This is a genomic window from Pseudomonas sp. AP42 (genome assembly GCF_001728935.1).
Lineage (GTDB): Bacteria > Pseudomonadota > Gammaproteobacteria > Pseudomonadales > Pseudomonadaceae > Aquipseudomonas > Aquipseudomonas lactis.
Genome location: NZ_LYSO01000070.1, coordinates 1 through 25,416, shown reverse-complemented (window position 1 = coordinate 25,416; position 25,416 = coordinate 1). Strand labels below are relative to the sequence as shown.

The window sequence follows — 25,416 nt, the reverse complement described above, 5'->3', positions numbered from 1 at the left end:
AGAACAAAAACAATGAAGTCGCCGCTACGTTTTGCCCTTAACCGCATGGTCGCCCCCCACCTGTCGTTGCCGGATTTTATTCAGTTGGCGGCGGCCCTCAACTGCGAGGCCATTGAGATCCGCAACGACCTCAAGAACCGCGAAATCGAATACGGCACACCCGCCAGCCGCGTGCGCGAGTTGTGCGCGGCGCAGGGCATCAAGGTGCTGTCGATCAACGCGCTGTACCCCTTTGATGTGTGGAACGACGAACGCCGTGCCCAGGCAATCGAACTGGCCACCTACGCCCGTGAGTGCGGCGCCCAAGGCTTGGTGATGTGCCCGTTCAATCAGCCTGGCGATACGCGCAACGATGCGCAGCGCGCCGCCGGTTTGCGCACGGCGTTGAGCGAGCTGGCGTTGATCCTGCGCGAGTACGGGATTCTCGGTTTCATCGAGCCCCTGGGCTTCACGGTATCCGCTCTGCGCCGCAAGCGCGTGGCAGTGGATGCCATCAAGGCCATCGGTGGTCTGGATGTATTCCGGGTGGTGCACGACACCTTTCACCATCACCTGGCCGGCGAGCATGAGTTCTTCCCGGAACTGACCGGCCTGGTGCATATCTCCGGAGTGGAAGACCGCGAGGCGCCGCTCGACTCGATCCGCGACGGCCACCGCGTGTTGGTGGGCGAGGACGATATCCTCGGCAATGCGGCGCAGATCGAGACCTTGCTGAGCACCGGCTACAGCGGCTATTTGTCGTTCGAGCCGTTTGCCGAAAGCGTGCATGGGTTGGCGGATATCCGGCAGGCGTTGGGCAGCAGCATGGCGTATTTGCAAAAGCCCCTGCCATAACGCGATCAAAATGTGGGAGCTGGCTTGCCTGCGATAGCGGTGTGTCAGGCAATACCTGTGCAACTGATAGACCGCTATCGCAGGCAAGCCAGCTCCCACAGTGGATCGGTGTAGAACATTCCAATTGCATTCACACAAGGTGCAAGTGATGACCACAACAAGATTGACCATGGCCCAGGCCCTGGTGAAGTTCCTGGATAACCAATACATCGAAGTCGACGGCGTACAGAGCAAGTTTGTCGCCGGGGTATTCACTATTTTCGGGCATGGCAATGTGTTGGGCCTTGGTCAGGCCCTGGAGCAGGACAGCGGCGACCTGGTGGTGCATCAGGGCCGCAATGAGCAAGGCATGGCTCATGCCGCCATCGGGTTTGCCAAGCAACACCTTCGCCGCAAGATCTATGCATGCACGGCCTCGGTCGGGCCGGGTGCGGCCAATATGCTCACCGCCGCAGCCACTGCCACCGCCAACCGCATCCCGTTGCTGTTGCTGCCCGGCGATGTGTATGCCAGCCGCCAGCCCGACCCGGTGTTGCAGCAGATCGAGCAGTTCCACGACCTGAGCATCAGCACCAACGACGCCTTCCGTTCCGTGAGCAAGTACTGGGACCGCATCAACCGCCCCGAGCAACTGATGACCGCGGCGATACACGCGATGCGCGTGCTGACCGACCCGGCCGAAACCGGTGCGGTAACACTGGCCTTGCCCCAGGATGTACAAGCCGAAGCCTGGGACTACCCCGACTACTTCCTGCAAAAACGCGTGCACCGCATCGACCGACGCCCGGCCACCCGCGCCATGCTCGATGACGCGCTGGCGGCGTTTCGCGGCAAGCGCAAGCCGCTGATCATTTGCGGCGGCGGGGTCAAGTACTCCGGCGCCAACCAGGCACTGCAAGCCTTTGCCGAGCGGTTCGATATTCCCTTCGCGGAAACCCAGGCGGGCAAGAGCGCCGTGGTGTCCAGCCATGCGCTGAACGTCGGCGGCATCGGCGAAACCGGCTGCCTGGCGGCCAACCTGCTGGCGCCCGAGGCCGATTTGATCATTGGCATCGGCACCCGTTATACCGACTTCACCACCTCGTCAAAATCGCTGTTCAAGCACCCCGAGGTGAAGTTTCTCAACCTCAATATCAGCCCAGCCGACGCCTTGAAACTGGACGGTGTGCAAATGCTGGCCGATGCAAAAGTGGCCCTTGAAGCACTGGCCACTGCCCTGGGCGATTACCGCTCGGGCTGGGGCGAGCAGATCGCCGACGCCAAGGCGCAACTCGACGCCGAAGTGGACCGCGTGCATCAGGTGCAATACCTGGGTGATGAGTTCGTCCCCGAAGTCGACGACCACCTGGACCGTGCCGTCCTGCGCGAATTCATCGAACTGACCGGTTCGTGCCTGACCCAAAGCGCGGTGCTCGGCGTGCTCAATGCGCGCCTGGCCGATGACGCAATCATCGTGGCCGCCGCCGGCAGCCTGCCCGGCGATTTGCAGCGCGCCTGGCGCAGCAAGGGCGTCAACACCTACCACGTCGAGTATGGCTACTCATGCATGGGCTACGAGATCAACGCCGCCCTGGGCGTGAAGCTGGCCGAGCCAGGCAAGGAGGTGTACGCCCTGGTTGGCGATGGCTCCTACATGATGCTGCACTCGGAGCTGGCCACCTCGATTCAGGAGCGGCGCAAGATCAACGTGGTGCTGTTGGACAACATGGCGTTCGGTTGCATCAACAACCTGCAGATCGGCAATGGCATGGACAGCTTCGGCACCGAGTTCCGCTACCGCAACCCCGAGAGCGGCAAGCTCGACGGTGGCCTGGTGCCGGTGAATTTCGCCATGAGTGCGGCGGCCTATGGCTGCAAGACCTATAAGGTCAGCACGTTGGAACAGCTGGAAGCGGCGTTGGCCGATGCCCGCACGCAAACCGTCTCCACGCTGATCGATATCAAGGTGCTGCCCAAGACCATGGTCCACGGCTACCTGTCGTGGTGGCGGGTGGGGGTGGCGCAAGTGTCCACCAGTGAACGCACGAATGCAGCGGCAAAAAAACTCAATGAACACCTGGCCAAGGCCCGGCAGTACTAACAACAAGAGGAGTGTTTGTATGTCTTTGAAGCTTGGAGTGATCGGTACGGGCGCCATCGGCCGGGACCATATTCGTCGTTGCAGCCAGGCCCTGCTCAACAGCCAGGTGGTGGCCGTCACCGATATCAACCTTGAGCAAGCCGCCCAAGTCGTTGCCGACTTGAAGCTGGACGCCGAGGTGTACCCGGACGGCCATGCGCTGATCAACGCGCCAGAGGTCGAAGCGGTACTGGTGACGTCCTGGGGGCCGAGCCATGAAGAATTTGTGCTGGCCGCGATTGCCGCCGGCAAACCGGTGTTCTGTGAGAAACCCCTGGCGGTGACGGCCGAGGGTTGCCGCAACATTGTCGAGGCCGAAGTGGCCCACGGCAAACGCCTGGTCCAGGTGGGTTTCATGCGCCCGTACGACCAAGGCTACCGCGCCCTCAAGGCGGTGATCGACAGCGGCCAGATTGGCGAGCCGTTGATGCTGCACTGCGCGCACCGCAACCCCACGGTGGGCGAGAACTACAACACCGGCATGGCGATCACCGACACCTTGATCCATGAGCTGGACGTGCTGCGTTGGCTGCTTAATGACGACTACGTGTCCGTGCAGGTGGTGTTCCCGCGCAAGACCAGCAAGGCGCTGGCGCACCTGCGTGACCCGCAGATCGTGCTGCTGGAAACCGCCAAAGGCACGCGTATCGACGTGGAAGTGTTTGTGAACTGCCAATACGGCTACGACATCCAGTGCGAAGTGGTAGGGGAGAGCGGCATCGCCAAGTTGCCCGAGCCGTCCCAGGTGCAACTGCGCAGCGAGGCGAAGCTGTCCAATGCGATCCTGATGGATTGGAAGGATCGGTTTATCGGTGCCTATGACGTGGAGTTGCAGGCGTTTATCGACAGCGTGCTGGCCGGGCAAGTCGGCGGGCCGTCGGCCTGGGATGGGTTTGCGGCGGCGGTGGCGGCGGATGCGTGTATTGAAGCCCAGGGCAGTGGGCAGATTGTGAAAGTCAGCCTGCCGGATCGCCCGCGCTTCTACGGCTAACCACTATCCAACATTGGAATGCAGTCTGTGTGGGAGCGGGCTTGCTCGCGAATGCGGTCTATCAGATACAAATGCCTTAGCTGATACACCGCATTCGCGAGCAAGCCCGCTCCCACATTTGGAATGGATTGCACTTCATATAAGGAGTTGAACATGCGAATCGGACTAGTGGGCTACGGCCACGGTGGGCGCTTTTTTCATGCGCCGCTGATCGCCACCCTGCCTGGCGCCACCTTTGTCGGTGTGGTGACGCGTTCACCCGAACGTCGCCAGCAATTGAGTACTGATCTTCCCGGTGTCAAAGCCTTCGATTCCATCGGGCAGATCGTCGAAGCCGGCGTCGATGCCCTGGTGATTTCCACTACCTTGAAAGGTCGCCCGGCCCTGGTGCTGGAAGCCATCGAGCATGGTGTGGCGGTGGTCAGTGATAAACCCTTTGCCGCCAACGCCGAACAAGCCCAGGCCCTGATCACCGCCGCCGAGCGCCAAGGCTCGCTGCTCAGCGTCTACCATAATCGGCGCTGGGATTCGGATTACCTGACCCTGCGCAAACTGATCGACGCCGGCGCCCTAGGCACCATCACCCGCTTTGAATCCCGCGTGGAGCGCTACAGCCCGCAGGCCGTGGGCAATGCCAGCGGTGGCGGATGGCTGCGCGACCTGGGCAGCCACCTGGTCGACCAGGCGCTGCAACTGTTCGGCCCGGTGGACCGGGTATTCGCCCAAGTGCACTACACGCCTGAACATCCCACCGTGGACCACGGCTTCTTTGTCTCCCTCACCCACGCCAACGGCGTGATTTCGCACCTGTGGGGCAACGCGTTGCAGAACAGCCAGGCGCCGCGCTTTCGCGTCAGTGGCAGCCTGGGTTGCTACACCGTCGAGGGCCTGGACGGCCAAGAAGAAGCGCTGCTGGCCGGCAAGTCGCCGAAAACCGAAGGCGAACACTGGGGCGCTGAGGAACACCGACGCTGGGGCTGGTTTGAACAAGGGCCGGAGCGTGAGCGGGTGCCGTCGGAGAAGGGCTGCTGGAACCAGTTCTACCGCCAGTTGCAAGCCGCCGTGATGGGGCAGGGGCCGCTGCCCGTCAACGCCTATGACGCCCTGGAAACCACCCGTATATTAGACGCCGCACGCCTGAGCGCCGAGCGCCAGCAGGTGGTTTCGACAAAAATAGAATAAAATTCTAAAACAGGTTGATATGGAAATTATTTTCTAATACAGTCTTTTCCAGGTTGCATAAAGTACGTCCCGGAACCTACGGGCGACTCAACAAAAACAAGATCAAAAACAACCAGGTACCGTCAGATGAAAATCTTCAACGCTGTACTGCGAGTTTTACGCCCCCTCCAAGCGCCACGCGGACTGCCCCGCGCTCGGCCGTTCTACTTCTCCTTCCTGAATGTGCTGTGCGTCGAAAACCAGGGCGCGCTGGTGTGCTGCATTCCTGGCGCGCCAGTGGTGCGACTGACAGCCGAGTCCTGATCAACGCAACGTCGAACAAAACCAACAAGAAAGTGGAGACAGACCGTTCATGAAGACCCCGATCCGTTTTACCGCCCTGGCCCTGTCCATGCTGCTGGCCAGTGGCGTTGCCGGCGCCGCCGATCTCAAGGTGGGCGTGACGATGTCCGCGTTCGATGACACCTTCCTCACCTACCTGCGCGAGGACATGGACAAACAAGCCAAGTCCTATCCAAAAGGCGATGGCGTGCAACTGCAGTTCGAAGATGCCCGCGCCGATGTGGTCAAGCAGTTGAGCCAGGTCGAGAACTTCATCAGCCAGAAGGTTGACGCGATTATCGTCAACCCGGTTGATACCGCGTCGACCAAGAACATCATCAGTGCCGCCACCAAGGCAGGTATTCCGCTGGTGTTCGTCAACCGCCGCCCCGACCAGAAAGACCTGCCCAAGGACGTGGTGGCCGTGACCTCCGATGACGTCGAGGCCGGCCGCCTGCAGATGCAGTACATCGCCGAAAAGCTCGGCGGCAAGGGCAAGGTCGTGATCCTGTTGGGCGACCTGGCGAACAACTCCACCACCAACCGCACCAAGGGCGTGAAGGAAGTGCTGGCCAAGTACCCGGACATCAAGATCGAGCAGGAGCAAACCGGCATTTGGTTGCGTGACAGGGGCATGACCCTGGTCAACGACTGGCTGACCCAGGGCCGGGAGTTCAATGCGGTGCTGGCCAACAACGATGAGATGGCGATCGGCGCGTCCATGGCCCTGAGATCGGCCGGCAAGGAAAAAGGCAGCGTGTTGATTGCCGGTGTCGACGGCACGCCCGATGGCTTGAACGCGATCACCAAGGGCGACATGACCGTGTCAGCCTTCCAGGACGCCAAGGGCCAGGCGGTAGGTTCGGTGGAAGCGGCGCGCAAGATGGCCAAGAACGAGCCGGTCGAGCAGAACGTGGTGATCCCGTTCCAGTTGATCACCCCGGACAACGTCAAAGACTTCAAGTAGCCCCGACATAACAACAAAAGCTGGCAGGGCGGTCACGGCCGCCCTGCAGATGGAGTACCTCCCTATGCTTGCTCAAGCCGCCACGTCTCAGCCCGCCGCCCACCCGGCGCTGGCGCTGGACGAACCCTACCTGCTGGAAATCCTCAACATCAGCAAAGGCTTTCCCGGTGTCGTGGCCCTGGACGATGTGCAACTGCGGGTGCGCCCCGGCACCGTGCTGGCGTTGATGGGCGAGAACGGTGCGGGCAAGTCGACGTTGATGAAGATCATCGCCGGCATCTACCAGCCCGACGCCGGCGAGATTCGCCTGCGTGGCAAGCCGATCACCTTTGAAACGCCGCTGGCCGCGCAAAAGGCCGGGATCGCGATGATCCACCAGGAACTCAACCTGATGCCCCATATGAGCATCGCCGAGAACATCTGGATCGGCCGCGAACAGCTCAACAGCCTGCACATGGTCAACCACCGCGAAATGCACCGCTGCACTGCCGAGTTGCTGGCGCGCCTGCGCATCAACCTCGACCCGGAAGAACAGGTCGGCAACCTGAGCATTGCCGAACGGCAAATGGTCGAGATTGCCAAGGCGGTGTCCTATGACTCCGACATCCTGATCATGGATGAACCCACCTCGGCCATTACCGACAAGGAAGTGGCCCACCTGTTTTCGATCATTGCCGACCTCAAGTCCCAGGGCAAAGGCATCGTCTATATCACCCACAAGATGAACGAAGTGTTCGCCATCGCCGATGAAGTGGCGGTGTTCCGTGACGGCCAATACATCGGTTTGCAACGGGCCGACAGCATGAACAGCGACAGCCTCATCTCGATGATGGTCGGGCGTGAGCTGAGCCAGTTGTTCCCGGTGCGCGAGACGCCGATTGGTGACCTGCTGCTGTCGGTGCGCGACCTGAGCCTGGACGGCGTATTCAAAGACGTATCGTTCGACCTGCACGCCGGGGAAATCCTCGGTATCGCCGGGCTGATGGGCTCCGGGCGCACCAACGTGGCGGAAACCATTTTTGGCATCACCCCAAGCTCCAGCGGGCAAATTACCCTGGACGGCAAGGCGGTGCGCATTACCGACCCACATATGGCCATCGAGAAAGGCTTTGCGCTGTTGACCGAGGACCGCAAGCTCAGCGGCCTGTTCCCCTGCCTGTCGGTGCTGGAGAACATGGAGATGGCGGTGTTGCCGCACTATTCGGGCAACGGTTTTATCCAGCAGAAAGCCTTGCGTGCCCTGTGTGAAGACATGTGCAAGAAGCTGCGGGTGAAAACCCCTTCGCTGGAGCAATGCATCGACACCTTGTCCGGCGGCAACCAGCAAAAGGCCTTGCTGGCGCGTTGGTTGATGACCAACCCACGCTTGCTGATCCTGGATGAACCGACACGCGGCATCGACGTGGGCGCCAAGGCCGAGATCTATCGCTTGATCGCCTTCCTCGCCAGCGAAGGCATGGCGGTGATCATGATTTCCTCCGAACTGCCCGAAGTGCTCGGCATGAGCGACCGAGTGATGGTGATGCACGAAGGTGAGCTGATGGGCACCCTGGATCGCGCCGAGGCGACCCAGGAAAAAGTCATGCAGTTGGCTTCCGGGATGACCGCAGTCCACTGATCTACAGAATAAGAAGGTGATGGGTTATGAACGCAATAACAGACAACAAGCCGGCAACCGCGCCGGTCAAGAACCGTCGACGCATGCCCACCGAGCTGAGTATCTTTCTGGTGCTGATCGGTATCGGCCTGGTGTTTGAATTGTTCGGCTGGATCGTGCGCGACCAGAGCTTTCTGATGAACTCCCAGCGCCTGGTGCTGATGATCCTTCAGGTGTCGATCATCGGCCTTCTGGCCATCGGTGTGACCCAGGTAATCATCACCACGGGCATCGATTTGTCGTCCGGCTCGGTGCTGGCCTTGTCAGCGATGATCGCCGCCAGCCTGGCGCAAACCTCCGACTTTTCCCGGGCGGTGTTTCCGTCCCTCACCGATTTGCCGGTGTGGATCCCGGTGGCGATGGGCTTGGGCGTGGGGCTTTTAGCGGGGGCGATCAACGGTAGCATTATCGCGGTCACCGGCATCCCGCCGTTTATCGCGACCCTGGGCATGATGGTCTCGGCCCGTGGCCTGGCGCGCTACTACACCGAAGGCCAGCCGGTGAGCATGCTCTCGGACTCCTACACAGCAATCGGCCATGGCGCCATGCCGGTGATTATCTTCCTGGTGGTGGCGGTGATCTTCCACATTGCCCTGCGTTACACCAAGTATGGCAAGTACACCTATGCCATTGGCGGCAACATGCAGGCGGCGCGTACCTCGGGGATCAACGTCAAGCGCCACCTGATCATTGTCTACAGCATCGCCGGTCTCCTGGCGGGCCTGGCTGGCGTGGTGGCCTCGGCACGTGCAGCGACGGGGCAGGCCGGCATGGGCATGTCCTACGAGCTGGACGCGATTGCCGCCGCAGTGATCGGCGGTACCAGCCTGGCCGGTGGAGTAGGGCGCATCACCGGCACGGTGATCGGCGCGCTGATCCTCGGGGTGATGGCCAGCGGGTTTACCTTTGTCGGGGTGGATGCGTATATCCAGGACATCATCAAGGGCTTGATCATCGTGGTGGCGGTGGTGATCGACCAATACCGCAACAAGCGCAAGCTCAAGCGCTGAGTACCTGCCCCCTGTAGGCGCGAGCTTGCTCGCGAAAGCTGCAAAGATAACGCGGGCTATCTGATTGAACGCGGTGTCCTTGAATGCTTCGCGAGCAAGCTCGCTCCTACAGGGGGGGGGGCAGGCCCTTTCAACCGTTTGTCTTCTATATAGCTCCACTACACTGAATTTCTTGCTATAAACGCACTCCGATGACCATTCGCCAAGCCCGTCCTGGTGCTTTTGGGGGTTGATCGGGAAAAAATGCCTGTCTTTTCAGTTGCTGCGCCCTCAAGTCGGCCTTAGACTGCCGCCCCTCGTAAATTGAGTGCCGGGTGGCGCTTGAAATGGACGGCGCCCTTCCGAGACCTGCACAGGCCTTGCGGAACGCTCCCTTATTCGCCTTAATGCACGTATTTTTTATAGAGAAATCAATGACAAAGGAAAAGTTGCTGGCCATGCCGGCGGATGACTACATGAATGCCGAACAGCACGCTTTTTTCGAGAAGTTGCTGCAAGACATGAAAGTGGAACACCACGAGCGCATTGAGCAGAACCGTATCGCCATTGAAAGCCTGGACACCCCGGCCGACCCGGCTGACGCGGCTTCCGTGGAAGAAGAGCGCACCTGGTTGGTGAACGCCATTGACCGCGACCAGCGCATGCTGCCGCAACTTGAGCGCGCCCTGGAACGCATCAAGGAAGATTCCTTTGGCTGGTGTGACGACAGCGGCGAGCCTATCGGCCTCAAGCGCCTGCTGATCAGCCCTACCACCAAGTACTGCATCGAAGCGCAAGAGCGCCACGAGCAGATCGACAAGCACCAGCGTCAAGCCTGATGCGGTGAATGGGGCGGCTCTCGAGCTGGCCGCCCCGGTCTCTAGATTGTTGCTGTTTATGCAATGAAGCTATTCCGAAGATAGCTTTTTCCAACTGGAATAAAACCGTAGCATGGCCAACATTGTTAGCCAGCTAACTAATGCTGCGGAGAAGCTCCATGCAAAACAAAGTCGATGTGGCCGTGATGATCGGCAGTGGTGTACCCGAAACGCTGCGTGCCATGGGCCAGCGAGCTTGCTGGGTGGTGTTGCTCAACGGCGAGCAGCGCGGTACGGCATTCGCCAGCCGGGATGAGGCGCAGGAATGCCAGGCTGCCTGGCAAGCGCTGTTACGCAGTGAAGCGTCAGACAGCCTGCATTGATCACACGCGGGGAGGCTCATGCAGCAGTGCATTGAGGTCATCCACGGCGGGCGCCCATTCTGCGTCGACGTGCAATTGCTCCCTGAGGAAGTTCGCCTGCTGTTCGCTCCAGAATGGCGCGTCGATGAGTTTTACCTCATCGGGCAGGCGATGTTCAGCGGTGAAACGCTCGATAGCTTCCTGGCTGGAATCCAGGCCCAGTTGTTCGAACAGGGTTTCAAGGGTTGGGGTGGTGGTGTCCATAACGTTCTCCATGCGGGCTTGTCGTCATGCATGTGAGGGGTAGGGGACGCCAGAGTTCTATCCGATTGTCAGGAATTGAGCGCGCCGCAATCCACGGCGGCTTTCAGCGCCTGGGCCGCTTCTTTGCCTGCCACGGCAGCTGCGTCGGCGGTTTTGAACCAGCGGTCTTTTTCCACCTGATGCGCAGTGACCTTGTTCAGCGGCGGTTTGGCTCGCATGATGATGACCGCTTGAAACTCGCCGTCTACTTCCCTCGCATCACCGTGGATAATAAATTCGCCAATATCAAATTCCGTCACGTATAGCTTTCCCTTCAAGGTAACTGCGTTGATGAAACCTGACCCGCAGGGGGCAAACTTCAATGGACGGGCCAGTATGGCAGTTGTTGAGGGGCGGTGGCGCAGTAAAGTCAGCCAGGTGACGAAACGACCCGACCGCAACGAGCGTGCAGCTTTGCTTCCAGAGTCTTGGCCAGTTCGCAGGCCTTGTTGTGATCGCTGCGAAAACCCTTGATCCTGCCGCTGGGCACTTCAAGAATATGAAAAAAATTCTTTCCTGCCGGTACAACTTGGTACAGCACTGAATTGGAGTACCCGTCAAGGTTAAACAAGCAGTAGTATTGGCGTTCGTCTGGACATGATGAACGAGTGTGGAAAGACGTAGCGTCGTGTTGACGTCGTTGCATGCTCAGCTCCTGTCGTTCGATCTTATTGGCCTGTGGTTAGCATTTGCGGTGGTTTTGACCCCTGTTGCTGTTTTAGTATTGTCGTCGGCAGTTCGCGACTGGTTCCATGCCTTGCGTATTTTTTTGTGTTGAGTGTCGGAAAACTGCGTTTTTAATCGGGTTATTCTCTGAAGTTGCTCGACCTGTATTCTCGGGTCGTTGAACCTGTGATTTGCTGTACCACCGGATGACCTTGCATGAGGTCCGCCGCAGATGTCTGTACTAGCCTTACGCGTTCTCTTCAGTTTTTTAATGACTCTGTGATCGTGTCGTAACGGCGATTTTTTTGTGCTGCTCGCTTCGGCGACCAGCGCTTTTTTGATGTGGGGGCGTTTCCTTGGCAGTCAGTAATCTGGATATGCACGCGTTATTCGTGCTGGGTGATTTGCGCGCTAAGTTGGTCAAGCAGTTTCAATCTCGGTTTGTCTACATCACTGAACAGACGCCGGAAGGTATTTATATCGCCGAGATCGATACCGAAACGGCGCTGGTCGTGGATGACAAGCCACGTCTGGAACTCAAAGTGGGCGACCATTTTCGCGCCTCGGTGTTGCCCAGCCGCGAGGGTGGCAAGTTCGAATTGAGGTTTCGCGATATCAAGTTGACCGTGTACGGCCTCGGCGACTATGCCTTTGTGTCATCGAACGAAGGCCAGGGTATCGTGTTCAAGGAAGGCCACAGCGTGATGCTGGTATTCGCCGCCCATGAGCAATTGCAAGAAGGGTTGACCAAAACCCTGAAGGCCGTGACGGGCAAAGCCGCCAAATGGCGCAAGGGCGAGCTGGTGACCTTCAAGGCCAGCGAGTAGGTACTGAACACGTTGTGCCTCTTTGTCTTTTGGAACCTCTACTACAGTTGAGTTGACTTAACTATTCAGAGGCTTCGCGCATTCGCAGCAAAGCCGTTCGCCATGACTGCGAAAACGCGAGGTGCAAAAGCATGAAAGGATTGAAGTCACTGTTGGCGGCGGGCCTGACAACCCTGAGTCTGTCATTGCCGGTATCGGCTGCCCAGGCACCGGTGCATTTTGCCGACCTGAACTGGGAAAGCGGCAGCCTGATCACAGAAGTCCTGCGTTTTATCGTCGAGAAGGGTTATGACCTGCCCACCGACACCTTGCCGGGCACCACCATCACCCTGGAAACCGCCCTGGCCAAGAATGATATCCAGGTGATCGGCGAGGAGTGGGCAGGCCGCAGCCCGGTGTGGGTCAAGGCTGAAGCCGAAGGCAAGGTGGCGGGCCTGGGCGATATCGTCAAAGGCGCCACCGAAGGGTGGTGGGTGCCGGAATACGTGGTCAAGGGTGACCCGTCAAAAGGGCTCAAACCCCTGGCGCCGGACCTCAAAAGCGTACAGGACTTGGCGCGTTACAAGGACGTGTTCAAAGACCCTGAATCCCCAGGCAAGGGGCGCTTTCTCAACAGCCCCATCGGCTGGACGTCCGAAGTGGTCAACAAACAGAAGCTCAAGGCTTATGGCCTGGACGACAGCTATGTGAACTTCCGCAGCGGGTCGGGCGCAGCGCTGGATGCGGAGATTGCCTCGTCGATTCGCCGGGGCAAGCCCGTCCTGTTCTACTACTGGTCGCCCACCCCGTTGATGGGGCGCTACAAATTGATCCAGCTGCAAGAGCCGCCATTTGATGCAGACGCGTGGAAGACCCTGACCGATGCCGACAATCCGAACCCGAAGCCGACACGCTCGTTGGCGTCCAAGTTGAGCATTGGCGTATCGACGCCGTTCCAGCAGGAACATCCACACATTGCCGAGTTCTTCGAGAAGGTCGAGTTTCCCATCGAGCCGCTTAACAAAGCCTTGGCGACGATGAGCGAACGTCACACGCCCCCTAGGGAAGTGGCCCAGGCGTTTCTCAAGGAACATCCACAGGTGTGGAAGGCCTGGTTGACGCAAGAGGTGGCGCAGAAGGTCGAGGCGAGCCTCAAGTAAGCGCCAGAGGTGCTGCTGAGTGGAGATTAAAATGTGGGAGCGGGCTTGCTCGCGAAAGCGGTGTGTCAGGCAATTGATCTGTCACTGACACACTGCATTCGCGAGCAAGCCCGCTCCCACATTTTTGATTGTATTGCGGGTTTAGAATCGAGTTTGTACCGCCAGCTCAAAGGTCCTCGGTGACCCCAGATAATACGCCGGCGACACATGGGCAAACTCGGCATACACCTCGTTGGTCAGGTTACGCACGCGCCCGGTGACCGAGGTGTTCGCATCCAGCTTATAGCGCAGGAACGTGCCGAACAGCGTATACGCTGGCACGGTCTGGGTGTTGGCATTGTCTGCATACACCTGGGCGACGTAGCGCGCATCCACGCCACCTTGCCAGTCCTCGGCAAAGTCGTAGGTCAGCCACAGGTTGCCCACGCGCTTGGGCACGTTGGTTGGCGTATTGCCCTTGCGCGACACCACGGCGCCGCTGGCGGTTTTTTCGTTGAACTCATCATACTGCGCGTCTACCCAGGCGAAGTTGCCTTCGGCCAATAGCCTCGGCGTGATGCGCAACGAGCTGGCCAGTTCGATGCCCTTGGACGACTGCGCGCCCACCGGGATGCTGTTGGTCGGGTCCAGCGGGTCGGTGACCGCAAAGTCCTTGCGTTCGATCTTGTAGGCCGCGACCGTGGCGGAGCCCCGACCTTCCAGGTAATCGAACTTGCTGCCGATTTCCCATTGCTTGCCGGTGGACACGTCGAACACTTGGGTAGTGGTATTGGGCTGTTCGACGGCGGTGCTGTATTGCACATAGACGTTGGCGGACGGGATGAACTGATAGGTCAGGCCCACCCGGCCCGTTACCGGTTCCCAACTGCGCTTGAAGTGCCGCGGGGTGGTGGCGGTGAGGGTGCGGTGGTTGGTCACGTTCAGGTCGATAGCGTCATAACGTAGACCGGTCAGCAGCGACAGCTTATCCGTCAGTCCCAGACGGTTTTCCACGAACAGTGCCTTGGTGGTTACCTGGTTGGTTTTGTCCTTGACGAAACCTGGCTGGGTACCGGGAATATCATAGAAGTGCCCTGGGTCGTAGTGGTTCGGGTCCACGCTACTTTTGCCCGGCACGTTCAAGGGGCTGTTGGTGGTGCTGTTGACCTTGTACTCAAAACCGCCAGACCAGGTGGTGGCAAGGCCGAACACGTTCGTGTCATGGCGCAGTTCGAACTGGTTGCCGTTCTGCTCGCCCTGATGCCGCACCTGATAGGCCGTTGAGCGGTTCACCGCGCTGTTGTCGGCGTTGTACTGATAGGTCTCCAGGTTGCGATAGTCGCGCTGGCTGTCGAGGTGGTAGAGGGTATTTTTCAGCGTGGTGCTGTCGTTGATCCGGTAGTCGATGATCGACCGTGCCCAGATCGTGCGTTGCTCATAACGACCGTCGGCGACGTTGTAGTTATTGAAGCGGTTGTGCTTGTCGATCTTCAGTTCACCGGCCTTGGGGTTGAGCACCGGCGTGCCCCAGTACGGGCTGTCTTCATGTTCGTCCTGATATTCCAAGGCCAGGGTGTGGGACAGGTTCGGGGTGAGGTCGCTGAGCAGGGAAAACGCCACGCTCCAGGCATCGCGCTGGTCGCGGTCGATGTAGCTGTGGTTGGTGTTGCGGCTCACATCCAGGCGGGCGTAGTGCTGCACCTCGGCGCCGGGTTCGGTCAGCGCATGGTTGAGGCCGAACGCCATACCGGCGGTGTCGTAGCTGCCATAGCTCAGTTGGCCTTCGACGGCTTGTTCCTCGCGGGTTGCCAGCTTGGTCACGTAGTTCAGCGAGCCACCCACGGAGCCTGCGCCGTTGATCAAGGAGGAGGGGCCGCCCACCAGTTCGACGCGGTCGTAGATCCACGCATCCACCGGCCGCGCCAGGCCGGTGGCGACATTGATGCCGTTGAACATCTGGGTGATCTGGCTGCTGGTAAACCCTCGGTACGAGACGAACCCGCCAAACCCAGGCGGTGCGCTGACGTTGACGCCAGGCAGGGTATTGGCCGCATCGCGGAAGGTCTTGGCGCCGTGGCGCTCGATATCGTTGCGGTTGGCGATGGCCACCGACGCCGGGGTTTCCCGCACGCTCAGGCCCAGGCGCGAGGCCATGCCGCTGGATTGGTCCAGGGCCAGGCCTGGCTCGGCACTTTGTTCGCCATCAATGGTGGTCGGCGCCAGTTCAAGGGCCGAGGCGCAAACAGGCAGGCAGCCGAACAGGCCCGCCAACAGGGGTAAATGTTTCATGGTTGAATCCTGAAAACTTGGCTCGAAAACAACGCACAGCTACCCGTAGTCCTTACGGCAACGGGGCAATGCAGATCAGAAAGCGCAGGGATCAGGCGAAGGCGGGTGGCGCGCGCGGATTAGCCGCAGGCCAGGTGAAGCGGGCAGGAATGTCAGCGGCAAGCACCACCGCAGCAGGCGGCGCATGGGGTTGTGGCAGTACCGCCACATTCAGGTGGGAGTTGAGCGCCGGGCCCATGCCGCCGGTAGAACACAGCGGGCAACCAAATGCCTTCGACAGCGTGGGCAGGCTCTCATCCGTAGAATTGCTGGGCAGCGGTGCCTGGGTACGTGGGTCGACCGTACAGAATTGGCCGCTGATGCCGTTGAGCTGCATCCCCACCATCTGCCCATGACCAATGCTGCAGGCGAACACATTGAACAGGACGCAGCAGTAGAGCATCCAGGCAATGAGCGAGCGGTCGGCACGGGCGAGTTTCATGGGGCGGCACTTTATCATCAGCGACCGACGAAATGCCTGCAAAAAATCTCAGGGCGACTATCCTCATTCGCACATTTTTGTGGAGCGCCGACCATGAGCTTTGTGATTGCGCGGTGGATCGTCGGGGTATTTACCTTCATCAGCATGGTGCATTTGTATTGGGCTGCGGGTGGCAAGCTCGGCAGCCTGGCCGCTATCCCGCAACTGCCCGGAGAGTTTGCCAGCGGGCCAAGGCCGGCGTTCAAACCGTCGGCGCTGGGCACCTTCCTGGTCGCGATGGGGCTGGTGGCGATTGCGTTGCTCGTGTGCCTTCGCGCCGGGCTGTATTTCTCGCCGGTGTCCCATGGGGCGTTGCAGTGGGGCATCAGTGCGATTGCCGTGCTGATGTTTGCTCGGGCGATCGGGGATTCGGAGCTGGTGGGTTTTTTCAAAAAGGTCGGCGGGTCGAGGTTTGCTCGCCTGGATACCTATTTCTATTCGCCGTTGTGCCTGGTGTTGGGCGCAGGCTTGCTGGTAGTCGCCTGGACCTGATGGAAGTCCTCTGTAGGAGCGAGCTCGCTCGCGAAAAACGTCAACGATGACGCGTTCTTCCTGAAATAAGCGTGGCGTTTGCGAGTTTTTCGCGAGCAAGCTCGCTCCTACCTGTTTAACCCTCCAGATATTTCCCAGACAAAACACACCCCCGGTTTTATAGCGCTTGACCTTCCCAGTATGGCAAGCCGGATAAAAACCCCACGTGTCGATTTGTCTTGAAAATTCCAAGGAGGGTGAACGATGTACACCAAACCAGTCAGCCTGATTGCCGGGGCGTTGGCCGTAGCGTTAACGCTGGGCGGATGCTCGGACAAAGCGCCGCCAGCCGCAGCCGCCCAACCACCCGGCGTGCCGGTGGCCCAAGTGGTGGCGCGTGCGGTAACGCCGTTTGTGGAGTACACCGGTTCGTTGACCGCCATCGACCAGGTTCAATTGCGCCCGCGAGTCAGTGGCTATCTGCAAAGTGTCAGCGTGCCCGAAGGCCAGTTCGTGGCCAAGGGCAGCCCGTTGTTTGTGATCGATCCGCGCATGTTTCAGGCGGCAGTGAACGCCGCCAAGGCGCGTTTGCGTGAGGCCGAGGCCAATGCATCACTGGCCCAGGCCGAGCATGGCCGCGCCGAGCAGTTGTACGCCAAGAAGGTGGTGGCACGTGATCGCCTCGACACCGCCATTGCCTCGTTGAATGCCGGCAGGGCCCAGGTCGAGGCGGCCAGGGCTGCGCTGGATACGGCCCAGCTGGACCTGAGTTACACCCGCGTCACCGCGCCTATCAGCGGGCGCATCGACCGCGCATTGGTGACGGAAGGCAACTATGTCACCCGTGGGGAAACACCCCTGACCACAATTGTCTCCATCGACCCCTTGCATGTGTACTTCGACGTGGACGAACGCACCTACCTGCATTCGTTGGCAGCGACGCGGCAGCACGCCGGGACCAAGGGCGAGAACGCCGCCAAGGTCATGGTGGCGATGCTCAACGATACGACCTATGCACGGGCCGGGCGCGTGGACTTTCTGGCCAACTCGGCCGACCGCAAGACCGGCACGGTGCGCGTGCGTGCGGTGGTGGCGAACCCGGATGGGCGCTTGACGCCGGGGCTGTTTGCCAAGGTCAAGCTGGACACTGGCGCGGCGCAACCCCGGGTGTTGATTGCCGACCATTCCATCGGCACCGACCAGGGCCGCCGTTATGTGCTGGTAGTGGGTGAGGGTGACAAGACCGAGTACCGCCCGGTCGAACTGGGCCCGGTGGTTGACGGCCTGCGGGTCATCGAACAGGGCCTGCAACCGGGCGAGCGCATTGTCGTCAAAGGCCTGGTGCGCCCCGGCATGCAGGTAACACCACTGGCTGCCAGCATCGAGGGCAAGCCGCTTGAGACGCCGCTGGCGGTGGGGGGCGTGCAATGAGCTTCCCACGCTTTTTCATTGACCGACCGATCTTCGCCATCGTCCTGTCGGTGTTGATGATGATCGGCGGCATCGTGGCCTTCTTCCATTTGCCGTTGAGCGAATACCCGGCCGTCACGCCGCCCACGGTGCAAGTGACGGCGTCGTATCCGGGTGCCAACCCGCAGGTAATTGCCGAGACAGTGGCAGCGCCGCTGGAACAGGTGATCACCGGGGTCGAGGGCATGCTTTACATGACCTCGCAGTCGGCCACCGATGGCCGCATGATCCTGACCGCGACCTTCGCCCAGGGCACCAACGCGGACATGGCCCAGATCCAGGTGCAGAACCGTGTGTCGCGAGCTTTGCCGCGCTTGCCCGAAGAGGTGCAGCGCCTGGGCGTGGTCACGCAGAAAACCTCGCCGGACATCCTCATGGTGGTCCACCTGCTGTCCCCGGACCAACGTTATGACCCGCTCTACATCTCCAACTATGCCTACCTGCAGGTGCGCGATGAGTTGTCGCGGCTGCCGGGGATCAACGATGTGCTGGTGTGGGGCGCCGGTGAATACAGCATGCGGCTGTGGCTCGACCCGGACCTGATCGCTGCCCGTGGCTTGACCGCCGGCGATGTGATTGCTGCCGTGCGCGAGCAGAACGTGCAAGTGGCGGCGGGCTCGGTCGGCCAGTCGCCGGATTCCACTGCGGCCTTCCAAGTCACGGTCAATACCCTGGGGCGCTTGACGGACGAAGAGCAGTTTGGCGACATCATCATTCGCACCGGCGATAACGGCCAGGTCACGCGTTTGCGCGATGTGGCCCGTATCGAGATGGGCGCCGATGCCTACGCGCTGCGCAGTCTGTTGGACGGCGAGCCGGCGGTGGCCTTGCAGATCATCCAGAGCCCGGGGGCCAACGCCCTCGATGTGGCGCAGTCGGTGCGCGACACCATGCAGCGCCTGCAAACCAACTTCCCCGAAGGGCTGGTGTCGCGGATTGCCTATGACCCCACCGTGTTTGTGCGCGCTTCCCTGGAGTCGGTGGCCATCACGCTGATGGAAGCGATCCTGCTGGTGGTGATCGTGGTGGTGGTGTTCCTGCGCAACTGGCGCGCGTCGCTGATCCCCTTGATGGCCGTGCCGGTGTCGATCATCGGCACCTTCGCGGTCATGCACCTGATGGGCTTCTCCCTCAACACCTTGTCGCTGTTCGGCCTGGTGCTGTCGATTGGCATCGTGGTCGACGATGCCATCGTGGTGGTGGAGAACGTCGAGCGGCATATCGAGAACGGCGAGGAGCCGATGCAGGCTGCGCGACGGGCCATGGGCGAGGTCACCGGCCCTATCATTGCGATCACCTCGGTACTGGCGGCCGTGTTCATTCCCACTGCGTTTCTCAGTGGCCTGCAAGGTGAGTTCTATCGGCAGTTTGCGCTGACCATCGCGATTTCCACCATCCTCTCGGCGGTCAACTCCTTGACCCTCAGCCCGGCCCTGGCCGGCCTGTTGCTGCGGCCCCGGCATACCGCTGTGGCGCCTGACCCACGCAGCCTGCGCGGTCGCGCCACGCGGCTGCTTGAGGTGCTGGGCCGGCCGTTCCAGCGTGCACCGCAAGCCTATGGCAATACCGTGCGCAAGGTCGTCGGCCGTCGCGGCGTGGCGCTGTTGGCCTACGGCGGTTTGCTCGCGTTGACCTGGTTTGGCTTCAACGCGGTACCGGCCGGCTTCGTGCCGATGCAAGACAAGTACTACCTGGTCGGCATCGCCCAACTGCCGAACGCGGCCTCGTTGGAGCGTACCGATGCGGTGGTGCGGCAAATGTCGAAAATCGCCTTGGACGAGCCGGGGGTCGAGAGTGTGGTGGCGTTCCCAGGGTTGTCGGTCAACGGTTTCGTCAACGTCCCGAACGCGGCGGTGATGTTCGTGATGCTTGATCCGTTCAAAGAGCGCACCTCGCCAGACATGGCAGCGGTCGCTATCGCCGGGCGCCTGCAAGCCAAGTTTGCGAGCATCCCCGACGGCTTCCTCGGGGTATTCCCACCGCCGCCGGTACCGGGGCTCGGGGTGACCGGGGGATTCAAGTTGCAGGTCGAAGACCGTGGCGGCGTCGGGCTTGAGGCACTGGTGCAGCAGACCCAGGTACTGATGACCAAAGCCACCGAGTCAGGCCAGGTGGCCGGGTTGATGACCAGCCTGGACGTCAACGCGCCGCAACTGAATGTCGACATCGACCGCACCCAGGTCAAGAGCCAGGGCGTGCGCCTGGCGGATGTATTCGAGTCGCTGCAGGTCTATCTGGGGTCGCTGTATGTCAACGACTTCAACCGGTTTGGCCGCACCTACAAAGTCACGGCCCAGGCCGATGCAGACCACCGCATGCAGGCCGAAGCCATTGGCCGTCTGCAGGTGCGCAACGCCGCTGGAGACATGCTGCCGTTGTCGGCGTTTGTCACGGTCACGCCGAGCTCGGGGCCTGACCGGGTGATTCACTACAACGGCTATCCGTCGGCGGATATCTCTGGCGGCGCGATGCCAGGGGTCAGCTCGGGGCAGGCGGTTGCGCTCATGGAGCGCCTGGCCCAGGAGGTACTGCCCGAGGGCGTGACCTATGAATGGACAGACCTGACCTACCAGCAAAAGCTCGCCGGGTCATCGGCCCTGTTTATTTTCCCGCTGTGTGTGTTGCTGGCTTATTTGATCCTCGCCGCGCAGTACAACAGTTGGCTGCTGCCGTTGGCGGTGTTGCTGATCGTGCCCATGTGCCTGCTCAGCGCAATCCTTGGCGTGTGGCTGGTGGACGGCGACAACAACGTGTTCGTGCAAATCGGGTTGGTGGTGCTGGTGGGCCTGGCGGCGAAGAACGCCATCCTGATCGTCGAGTTTGCCCGCAGCCTCGAAGCCGAAGGCGCGAGCCCCTTGGAGGCGGTGATCCACGCGTGTCAATTGCGCCTGCGGCCTATTTTGATGACGTCCCTGGCGTTTATCGCCGGCGTAGTCCCGCTGGTGTTTGCCAGTGGCGCCGGTGCCGAGATGCGCCATGCCATGGGGGTTGCGGTGTTTGCCGGGATGTTGGGCGTGACGCTGTTCGGCCTGTTCCTCACGCCGGTGTTTTATGTGGTGATGCGCAGCCTGGCGCTGCGCGTGCAGCGCCAGGGGGCGAGCCCGAAGGTGCAGCTAAAGGAGAGCGCATCATGAAACAGGCGTATCCAGCGTTTGTGTTGTCGTTGACCCTGCTGGCCGGTTGCGGTTCGGTGGGGCCGGACTATTCCGCGCCGGTGCTGCCCGCTGCGCAACGGGCGACGAGCTTTGGCGCGCCCATCGCCGGGCTGGGTCCGGGCGAGGTGGAGGTGCAGTGGTGGCAGGTGTTTGATGAGCCGGCACTGAGCCAGTTGATCCAACAGGCACTGGCGGCCAACCACGACATCGGCATCGCCGCCGCACGCCTGGACGAAGCCAAGGCGCTGCTGCGTGAAAGCCGCCAAGGCTTCCTGCCCAGCGGCGGCGCCGCCCTGGGCTACGAGCACCGCAAGCGCAGCGAGGTCCAGACCCCGTTCGGCGAGCAGCGCTCCATTGAAACCACCCGCGCGGCGGTGGATGCGGCCTGGGAAATCGACTTGTTTGGCCGCGTGCGTCGCTCGGTGGAGGCGGCCCAGGCCCAGGCGGGGTCGCGTCAGGCGTTATTGCGCAACGTGCAAGCGAGCGTCGCAGCGACTGTCGCGGCCACCTGGTTTGACCTGCAAGGCATCGAAGCTGAGCAGGCCGTGGTTGCGGATATCAGCCAGAGCCAACGCGACAGCCTGGGCCTGGTGGGGCAGATGGTCAGCGTCGGCGCCGCCACCGAATTCGACCGGCTGCGCGCCGAGGCCTTGTTGCGCAATGTGGAGGCGGTAGCGCCTGACCTGGAACGACGTCGCGCCAAGGCAACCAACGCGTTGGCGGTGCTGCTGGGGCAAGCGCCTCAAGGGTTCAAGCCACCGCAGGCCCGGCCTGGGCGTGAAACCTTGAACCTGCGCACGCTGCAGGTGGGAGACCCAGCTGGCTTGCTGGCGCGCCGCGCCGACATCGCCGCGGCGGAACGCACGCTGGCGGCTGCGACCGCGCAGATTGGCGTGGAAACCGCTGGCTTGTATCCGGACATTCAGGTGCAAGGTTCCATCGGTCTACTGGCCGGAAGCCTCAGCGCCCTGGGCGATGCGGGCATGCAGTCGAACTTTATCGCCCCGGTGATTCGTTGGTCGCTGCTGGACACTGGGCGCGTACGTGCACGGATTGCCGCCAGCGAGGCGCGCACCCAGGCGGCCTTGATCGCTTATGACCAGACCGTGTTGCGAGCCCTGCAGGAAACCGATGATGCGTTCCAGGCCAACCGCACGGCCGGCAACACCCTGGGCTTGCGGCTGCTGGAGGCGGCCGCCAATCGTGAGGCCGCCAACTTTGCGCGCGAGCGGTTTGCGCAAGGCGAGGGCGTGTACCTGGATGTGCTTGAGGCCGAACGTGCCGACTTCACCAGCCGCCGCGCATTGACCGCAGCGCGCACGGAACAGCGTTTGGCGGTGGTTGGGATCTATAAGGCGCTGGGGGGTGGCTGGGAGATCTGCGAGCGGGCGGGGCAGGCGTGTAGCGGGGCTACTGCTGTGTTGCGGTAACGGTTAGGTATCAAATATACGACGGTGGGCTTTTGGGGGCGGGCTTGCTCGCGAAGGCGGTGTGTCAGTGACTGAATCTTTAACTGAACCACCGCTTTCGCAGGCAAGCCAGCTCCCACATTGGTTATGTATTGCCCACAAAATCAGCGCCTGGCACAGATCCCCTGTGGGAGCGGGCTTGCTCGCGAAGGCGGTGTGTCAGTCAATAATTCTTTAACTGAATCACCGCTTTCGCAGGCAAGCCAGCTCCCACATGGGTCATGCATTTCCCACAGAATCAGCGCTTGGCACAGATCCCGTGTGGGAGCGGGCTTGCTCGCGAAGGCGGTGTGTCAGTGACTGAATCTTTAACTGAACCACCGCTTTCGCAGGCAAGCCAGCTCCCACATTGGTCATGCATTGCCCACAGAATCAGCGCTTGGCACAGATCCCCTGTGGGAGCGGGCTTGCTCGCGAAGGCGGTGTGTCAGTCAATAATTCTTTAACTGAACCACCGCTTTCGCAGGCAAGCCAGCTCCCACATTGGTTATGTATTGCCCACAAAATCAGCGCCTAGCACAGACCTTGTGTGCCCCCGATGGCAGCCTGACAGCCGAACAGCATGTTGGATCAGACAGCCTATACATCATTCTCACTACCCCGTTGCGTAGTTCCTCGATTTACTGGTTACGTGTGACTCGCCAAACAGTATTGGCCAAGTCGTCAGCAATGATCAGCGCGCCTTTGGGGTCCACGGTCACTCCAACCGGGCGGCCACGGGTTTTGCCGTCGTCGCCGCGAAAGCCGGTGGCAAAGTCGATGGGCTCGCCCGCCGGTTTGCCGTTGCTGAACGGTACGAAGATCACTTTGTAGCCCACTGGGTTGTCACGGTTCCAACTGCCGTGCTCGCCGACAAACACGCCGTCAGCGAATTTTTCACCCAGGGCGGGGATGGAGAAATCCACGCCCAACGCGGCCACGTGGGAACCCAGGCTGTAATCGGGCTTGATCGCCGCGGCCACCTTGGCCGGGTTTTGCGGTTGTGCGCGGGGGTCGACGTTCTGGCCCCAGTAGCTGTAGGGCCAGCCGTAGAAGGCACCTTCACGCACCGACGTCAGGTAGTCCGGCACCAGGTCGGGGCCCAGTTCATCACGCTCGTTGACCACCGTCCACAGTTGCCCGGAACCCGGTTGGATGGTCAGCGCCGTCGGGTTGCGCAGGCCCGTGGCGTAGGGTTTGTGTGCACCGGTGGCCGCGTCGATCTGCCAGACCATTGCGCGGTCGATCTCCACTTCCATGCCGCGTTCGGTGACGTTGCTGTTGGAACCGATGCCCACATATAGCTGACGCCCGTCCTCACTCACAGCCAACGACTTGGTCCAGTGATGGTTGATCTGCGCCGGCAGATCGGTAACTTTGACCGGTGGCGCGCTCGCCTTGGTCTGGCCGTCGGCGTAATCAAAGCGCACCAGTGCGTCCTGGTTGGCCACGTACAGTTTGCCGTCGGCGAATGCCAGCCCGTAGGGAGCGTTGAGGTTGTCGGCAAATACCGTCTTGAGTTCATAGGTGCCGTCACCGTCGGCGTCACGCAGCAGCGTAAGGCGGTTGCCGCCCTTGACCTGGGTGTTGCCCTGGGCCTTGATCACACTGGCGATCACGTCCTTGGGCTTGAGCTTGGCCGCGCTGCCGCCACGGCCTTCGGCCACCAGGATATCGCCGTTGGGCAGCACCAGTGTCTGGCGCGGGATCGCCAGGTCAGTGGCGATGGCGGTCACGCTGTAGCCTTCGGGCACCTTGGGCTTTTGCTCGCCCCACGGCGTGGGCTCGGCAATCTTCATGCTCGGCAACAGGCTGCTTTGTTGCTCGGGCAGTTTGGGGTCAGGGCCGCGCGCTTGGGTCTTGTCACCTTCGCCGCCGCAGGCACTCAGCAACAGGGCGGCGCTGAGCAGGGTCAGTGTGTTGAGTGATTTCATCGGGCAGCTCCTGAGCGCAGGTTGGTCAAGCCGATCCAGGTGGCGACAATCGCCAGCACGGTGACAATCGCCGACAGCACCAAGCCAGCAGGCATCATGGCGTAGGCATCCTTGGCATGCTGAAAGGCGTTCACCAGCCCTAGCACCCAAGTGCCCAGCAACAGCAGGAAGTACGCCACCGGGCGCCCGCCCTTGTGTTCGGCACGCACCAGGTTGACCAGCGCAAACAACAGGGCAAAACCACAGAACATCAAGGCTCCAGCGATCAGCCAGGAGGCAAAATTGGCCCATTGGATCTGGTAGGTCTGGCCGTAGGTGATATCACTGAGCAAGGCCCCGAGAAACAACGGCACGGTGCCGGCGAGCAAAGTCCCGTGCAACGGCCCGGGCCTGACGACGGGGTAAGTGGGGACGGTAGTCATGTCGGTGGCGGCTCCTTATCGTTCTGCACCCTGGACTCAGGGCGCGCTGACTTCGCATAGGAAAGGAGCATGGCACTTGTGAGAAAGTTCACTGGGAGGGCGTTTCGAGGTGTGTTTCGATCCGGCGTTCCGCTGCATATGCAGGTATCTAAACAATTTTGTCCTGTGGCGAGGGAGCTTGCACCCGTGACGGTCTCACAGCTGGCGCTGATCTATCTGACGCACCGCAATCCAAATGTGGGAGCTGGCTTGCCTGCGAAGGCGGCCTGCCAGTCAACACAGGTGGACCGTGTACATATCTATTCCTGCGGTAACGGCCACCTAGGGTTCCGCCCTGACGGCGGCTCACTTTTGAAAAGCGCAAAAGTAAGCAAAACGCTCTTGCCCTACCACTCCGCACCTCGCCTAGGCTCGGTGTGCCCGTAATCCGCCAGTGATTTGGGGGGGGCGCCGCCACGCGCCATCCATGGCGCGGGGCGGCTAAACCGGCATCCCTGCCGGTTTACCCCCCAAACCCCTGTCGAATTCCGGCCAGCGTGGTTTGACGGGGCGC

23 protein-coding genes are annotated in these 25,416 nt (G+C 61.0%); 16 read left to right on the top strand and 7 right to left on the bottom strand.

Going from position 1 to position 25,416, the window contains the following annotated elements; genetic code table 11:
• The first annotated feature begins 12 nt into the window (after positions 1-12).
• From A7K61_RS20855 to A7K61_RS20815, 10 genes are all read left to right on the top strand, one after another.
• Positions 13-834 carry a TIM barrel protein gene (locus A7K61_RS20855; protein ID WP_047711016.1) on the top strand — a complete coding sequence of 274 codons (822 nt, stop codon included), beginning with the start codon at positions 13-15 and terminating at the stop codon, positions 832-834.
• Between the two features lie 148 nt (positions 835-982).
• The gene (gene iolD / locus A7K61_RS20850) at positions 983-2,914 is read left to right on the top strand and encodes a 3D-(3,5/4)-trihydroxycyclohexane-1,2-dione acylhydrolase (decyclizing) (protein ID WP_069558265.1); all 1,932 of its coding nucleotides are present in this window, start codon (positions 983-985) and stop codon (positions 2,912-2,914) included.
• 19 nt (positions 2,915-2,933) lie between these two features.
• The gene (locus tag A7K61_RS20845) at positions 2,934-3,944 is read left to right on the top strand and encodes a Gfo/Idh/MocA family protein (protein WP_069558264.1); all 1,011 of its coding nucleotides are present in this window, start codon (positions 2,934-2,936) and stop codon (positions 3,942-3,944) included.
• A 153-nt stretch (positions 3,945-4,097) separates the two neighbouring features.
• Positions 4,098-5,126, top strand: a complete 1,029-nt coding sequence (locus tag A7K61_RS20840; protein WP_069558263.1) for a Gfo/Idh/MocA family oxidoreductase — start codon at positions 4,098-4,100, stop codon at positions 5,124-5,126.
• 126 nt (positions 5,127-5,252) lie between these two features.
• Positions 5,253-5,429, top strand: coding sequence for a hypothetical protein (locus A7K61_RS33215; protein WP_003191673.1), 177 nt, complete (start codon positions 5,253-5,255; stop codon positions 5,427-5,429).
• 49 nt (positions 5,430-5,478) lie between these two features.
• Complete coding sequence (locus tag A7K61_RS20835) at positions 5,479-6,414, top strand: sugar ABC transporter substrate-binding protein (protein WP_003191671.1); 936 nt, start codon at positions 5,479-5,481, stop codon at positions 6,412-6,414.
• Positions 6,415-6,478: 64 nt separating this feature from the next.
• On the top strand, positions 6,479-8,032 hold the full coding sequence (locus A7K61_RS20830) for a sugar ABC transporter ATP-binding protein (protein ID WP_032897009.1): 1,554 nt from the start codon (positions 6,479-6,481) through the stop codon (positions 8,030-8,032).
• 26 nt (positions 8,033-8,058) lie between these two features.
• Positions 8,059-9,081 carry an ABC transporter permease gene (locus A7K61_RS20825; RefSeq protein ID WP_003191668.1) on the top strand — a complete coding sequence of 341 codons (1,023 nt, stop codon included), beginning with the start codon at positions 8,059-8,061 and terminating at the stop codon, positions 9,079-9,081.
• Positions 9,082-9,494: 413 nt separating this feature from the next.
• Positions 9,495-9,899 (top strand): TraR/DksA C4-type zinc finger protein, encoded by a 405-nt coding sequence (locus A7K61_RS20820; protein ID WP_003191666.1) that lies wholly within the window; start codon positions 9,495-9,497, stop codon positions 9,897-9,899.
• 158 nt (positions 9,900-10,057) lie between these two features.
• On the top strand, positions 10,058-10,261 hold the full coding sequence (locus A7K61_RS20815) for a hypothetical protein (protein WP_032897012.1): 204 nt from the start codon (positions 10,058-10,060) through the stop codon (positions 10,259-10,261).
• Here A7K61_RS20815 and A7K61_RS20810 read toward each other — a convergent pair whose 3' ends face one another.
• The 3 genes from A7K61_RS20810 to A7K61_RS31590 all read right to left on the bottom strand — a co-directional run bounded on the left by A7K61_RS20810 (position 10,262) and on the right by A7K61_RS31590 (position 11,189).
• The gene (locus A7K61_RS20810) at positions 10,262-10,504 is read right to left on the bottom strand and encodes a DUF2789 domain-containing protein (RefSeq protein WP_044274083.1); all 243 of its coding nucleotides are present in this window, start codon (positions 10,502-10,504) and stop codon (positions 10,262-10,264) included.
• Positions 10,505-10,572: 68 nt separating this feature from the next.
• Positions 10,573-10,803: a hypothetical protein gene (locus A7K61_RS20805; protein ID WP_003191661.1), complete on the bottom strand. Its 231-nt coding sequence runs from the start codon at positions 10,801-10,803 to the stop codon at positions 10,573-10,575.
• Between the two features lie 110 nt (positions 10,804-10,913).
• Positions 10,914-11,189: a hypothetical protein gene (locus A7K61_RS31590; protein WP_078467545.1), complete on the bottom strand. Its 276-nt coding sequence runs from the start codon at positions 11,187-11,189 to the stop codon at positions 10,914-10,916.
• A gap of 397 nt (positions 11,190-11,586) precedes the next feature.
• Here A7K61_RS31590 and A7K61_RS20800 point away from each other — a divergent pair, with 397 nt between their 5' ends.
• Both A7K61_RS20800 and A7K61_RS20795 read left to right on the top strand, forming a co-directional pair.
• Positions 11,587-12,036, top strand: coding sequence for a hypothetical protein (locus A7K61_RS20800; protein WP_044274081.1), 450 nt, complete (start codon positions 11,587-11,589; stop codon positions 12,034-12,036).
• A 131-nt stretch (positions 12,037-12,167) separates the two neighbouring features.
• On the top strand, positions 12,168-13,175 hold the full coding sequence (locus A7K61_RS20795; RefSeq protein ID WP_047711012.1) for an ABC transporter substrate-binding protein: 1,008 nt from the start codon (positions 12,168-12,170) through the stop codon (positions 13,173-13,175).
• A 141-nt stretch (positions 13,176-13,316) separates the two neighbouring features.
• Here A7K61_RS20795 and A7K61_RS20790 read toward each other — a convergent pair whose 3' ends face one another.
• On the bottom strand, positions 13,317-15,443 hold the full coding sequence (locus A7K61_RS20790) for a TonB-dependent siderophore receptor (RefSeq protein WP_069558262.1): 2,127 nt from the start codon (positions 15,441-15,443) through the stop codon (positions 13,317-13,319).
• Positions 15,444-15,534: 91 nt separating this feature from the next.
• The gene (locus tag A7K61_RS20785; protein ID WP_032897017.1) at positions 15,535-15,924 is read right to left on the bottom strand and encodes a DUF2946 domain-containing protein; all 390 of its coding nucleotides are present in this window, start codon (positions 15,922-15,924) and stop codon (positions 15,535-15,537) included.
• A 93-nt stretch (positions 15,925-16,017) separates the two neighbouring features.
• Between A7K61_RS20785 and A7K61_RS20780 the strand changes: the two genes are divergently transcribed.
• The 4 genes from A7K61_RS20780 to A7K61_RS20765 all read left to right on the top strand — a co-directional run bounded on the left by A7K61_RS20780 (position 16,018) and on the right by A7K61_RS20765 (position 22,489).
• Positions 16,018-16,455: a DUF3995 domain-containing protein gene (locus A7K61_RS20780; RefSeq protein WP_014718756.1), complete on the top strand. Its 438-nt coding sequence runs from the start codon at positions 16,018-16,020 to the stop codon at positions 16,453-16,455.
• Between the two features lie 243 nt (positions 16,456-16,698).
• A complete protein-coding gene (locus A7K61_RS20775; RefSeq protein WP_047711009.1) occupies positions 16,699-17,865 on the top strand; it encodes an efflux RND transporter periplasmic adaptor subunit in 1,167 nt (388 codons plus the stop codon).
• Positions 17,862-21,038 carry an efflux RND transporter permease subunit gene (locus tag A7K61_RS20770; protein WP_047711008.1) on the top strand — a complete coding sequence of 1,059 codons (3,177 nt, stop codon included), beginning with the start codon at positions 17,862-17,864 and terminating at the stop codon, positions 21,036-21,038. Before A7K61_RS20775 ends, A7K61_RS20770 begins: the two co-directional genes overlap by 4 nt.
• Complete coding sequence (locus A7K61_RS20765; RefSeq protein WP_069558261.1) at positions 21,035-22,489, top strand: efflux transporter outer membrane subunit; 1,455 nt, start codon at positions 21,035-21,037, stop codon at positions 22,487-22,489. The genes A7K61_RS20770 and A7K61_RS20765 overlap by 4 nt, the downstream gene beginning before the upstream one ends.
• Positions 22,490-23,148: 659 nt before the next feature.
• Here the strand turns inward: A7K61_RS20765 and A7K61_RS20760 are convergent.
• Positions 23,149-24,441 carry a sorbosone dehydrogenase family protein gene (locus tag A7K61_RS20760; RefSeq protein ID WP_044274069.1) on the bottom strand — a complete coding sequence of 431 codons (1,293 nt, stop codon included), beginning with the start codon at positions 24,439-24,441 and terminating at the stop codon, positions 23,149-23,151.
• Positions 24,438-24,863, bottom strand: coding sequence for a DUF2231 domain-containing protein (locus tag A7K61_RS20755; RefSeq protein WP_069558260.1), 426 nt, complete (start codon positions 24,861-24,863; stop codon positions 24,438-24,440). Before A7K61_RS20755 ends, A7K61_RS20760 begins: the two co-directional genes overlap by 4 nt.
• Positions 24,864-25,416: the final 553 nt, after the last annotated feature.

Excerpts from the sequence above, each read along its gene's own strand:
- A7K61_RS20770 (WP_047711008.1), top strand. The coding sequence starts at position 17,862 with ATGAGCTTCCCACGCTTTTTCATTGACCGACCGATCTTCGCCATCGTC.
- A7K61_RS20795 (WP_047711012.1), top strand. The coding sequence starts at position 12,168 with ATGAAAGGATTGAAGTCACTGTTGGCGGCGGGCCTGACAACCCTGAGT.
- A7K61_RS20775 (WP_047711009.1), top strand. The coding sequence starts at position 16,699 with ATGTACACCAAACCAGTCAGCCTGATTGCCGGGGCGTTGGCCGTAGCG.
- A7K61_RS31590 (WP_078467545.1), bottom strand. The coding sequence starts at position 11,189 with ATGCAACGACGTCAACACGACGCTACGTCTTTCCACACTCGTTCATCA.
- A7K61_RS20835 (WP_003191671.1), top strand. The coding sequence starts at position 5,479 with ATGAAGACCCCGATCCGTTTTACCGCCCTGGCCCTGTCCATGCTGCTG.
- A7K61_RS20810 (WP_044274083.1), bottom strand. The coding sequence starts at position 10,504 with ATGGACACCACCACCCCAACCCTTGAAACCCTGTTCGAACAACTGGGC.
- A7K61_RS20820 (WP_003191666.1), top strand. The coding sequence starts at position 9,495 with ATGACAAAGGAAAAGTTGCTGGCCATGCCGGCGGATGACTACATGAAT.
- iolD (WP_069558265.1), top strand. The coding sequence starts at position 983 with ATGACCACAACAAGATTGACCATGGCCCAGGCCCTGGTGAAGTTCCTG.
- A7K61_RS20755 (WP_069558260.1), bottom strand. The coding sequence starts at position 24,863 with ATGACTACCGTCCCCACTTACCCCGTCGTCAGGCCCGGGCCGTTGCAC.
- A7K61_RS20855 (WP_047711016.1), top strand. The coding sequence starts at position 13 with ATGAAGTCGCCGCTACGTTTTGCCCTTAACCGCATGGTCGCCCCCCAC.
- A7K61_RS20765 (WP_069558261.1), top strand. The coding sequence starts at position 21,035 with ATGAAACAGGCGTATCCAGCGTTTGTGTTGTCGTTGACCCTGCTGGCC.
- A7K61_RS20830 (WP_032897009.1), top strand. The coding sequence starts at position 6,479 with ATGCTTGCTCAAGCCGCCACGTCTCAGCCCGCCGCCCACCCGGCGCTG.
- A7K61_RS20815 (WP_032897012.1), top strand. The coding sequence starts at position 10,058 with ATGCAAAACAAAGTCGATGTGGCCGTGATGATCGGCAGTGGTGTACCC.
- A7K61_RS20785 (WP_032897017.1), bottom strand. The coding sequence starts at position 15,924 with ATGAAACTCGCCCGTGCCGACCGCTCGCTCATTGCCTGGATGCTCTAC.
- A7K61_RS20840 (WP_069558263.1), top strand. The coding sequence starts at position 4,098 with ATGCGAATCGGACTAGTGGGCTACGGCCACGGTGGGCGCTTTTTTCAT.
- A7K61_RS20780 (WP_014718756.1), top strand. The coding sequence starts at position 16,018 with ATGAGCTTTGTGATTGCGCGGTGGATCGTCGGGGTATTTACCTTCATC.
- A7K61_RS20845 (WP_069558264.1), top strand. The coding sequence starts at position 2,934 with ATGTCTTTGAAGCTTGGAGTGATCGGTACGGGCGCCATCGGCCGGGAC.
- A7K61_RS33215 (WP_003191673.1), top strand. The coding sequence starts at position 5,253 with ATGAAAATCTTCAACGCTGTACTGCGAGTTTTACGCCCCCTCCAAGCG.
- A7K61_RS20825 (WP_003191668.1), top strand. The coding sequence starts at position 8,059 with ATGAACGCAATAACAGACAACAAGCCGGCAACCGCGCCGGTCAAGAAC.
- A7K61_RS20800 (WP_044274081.1), top strand. The coding sequence starts at position 11,587 with ATGCACGCGTTATTCGTGCTGGGTGATTTGCGCGCTAAGTTGGTCAAG.
- A7K61_RS20760 (WP_044274069.1), bottom strand. The coding sequence starts at position 24,441 with ATGAAATCACTCAACACACTGACCCTGCTCAGCGCCGCCCTGTTGCTG.
- A7K61_RS20790 (WP_069558262.1), bottom strand. The coding sequence starts at position 15,443 with ATGAAACATTTACCCCTGTTGGCGGGCCTGTTCGGCTGCCTGCCTGTT.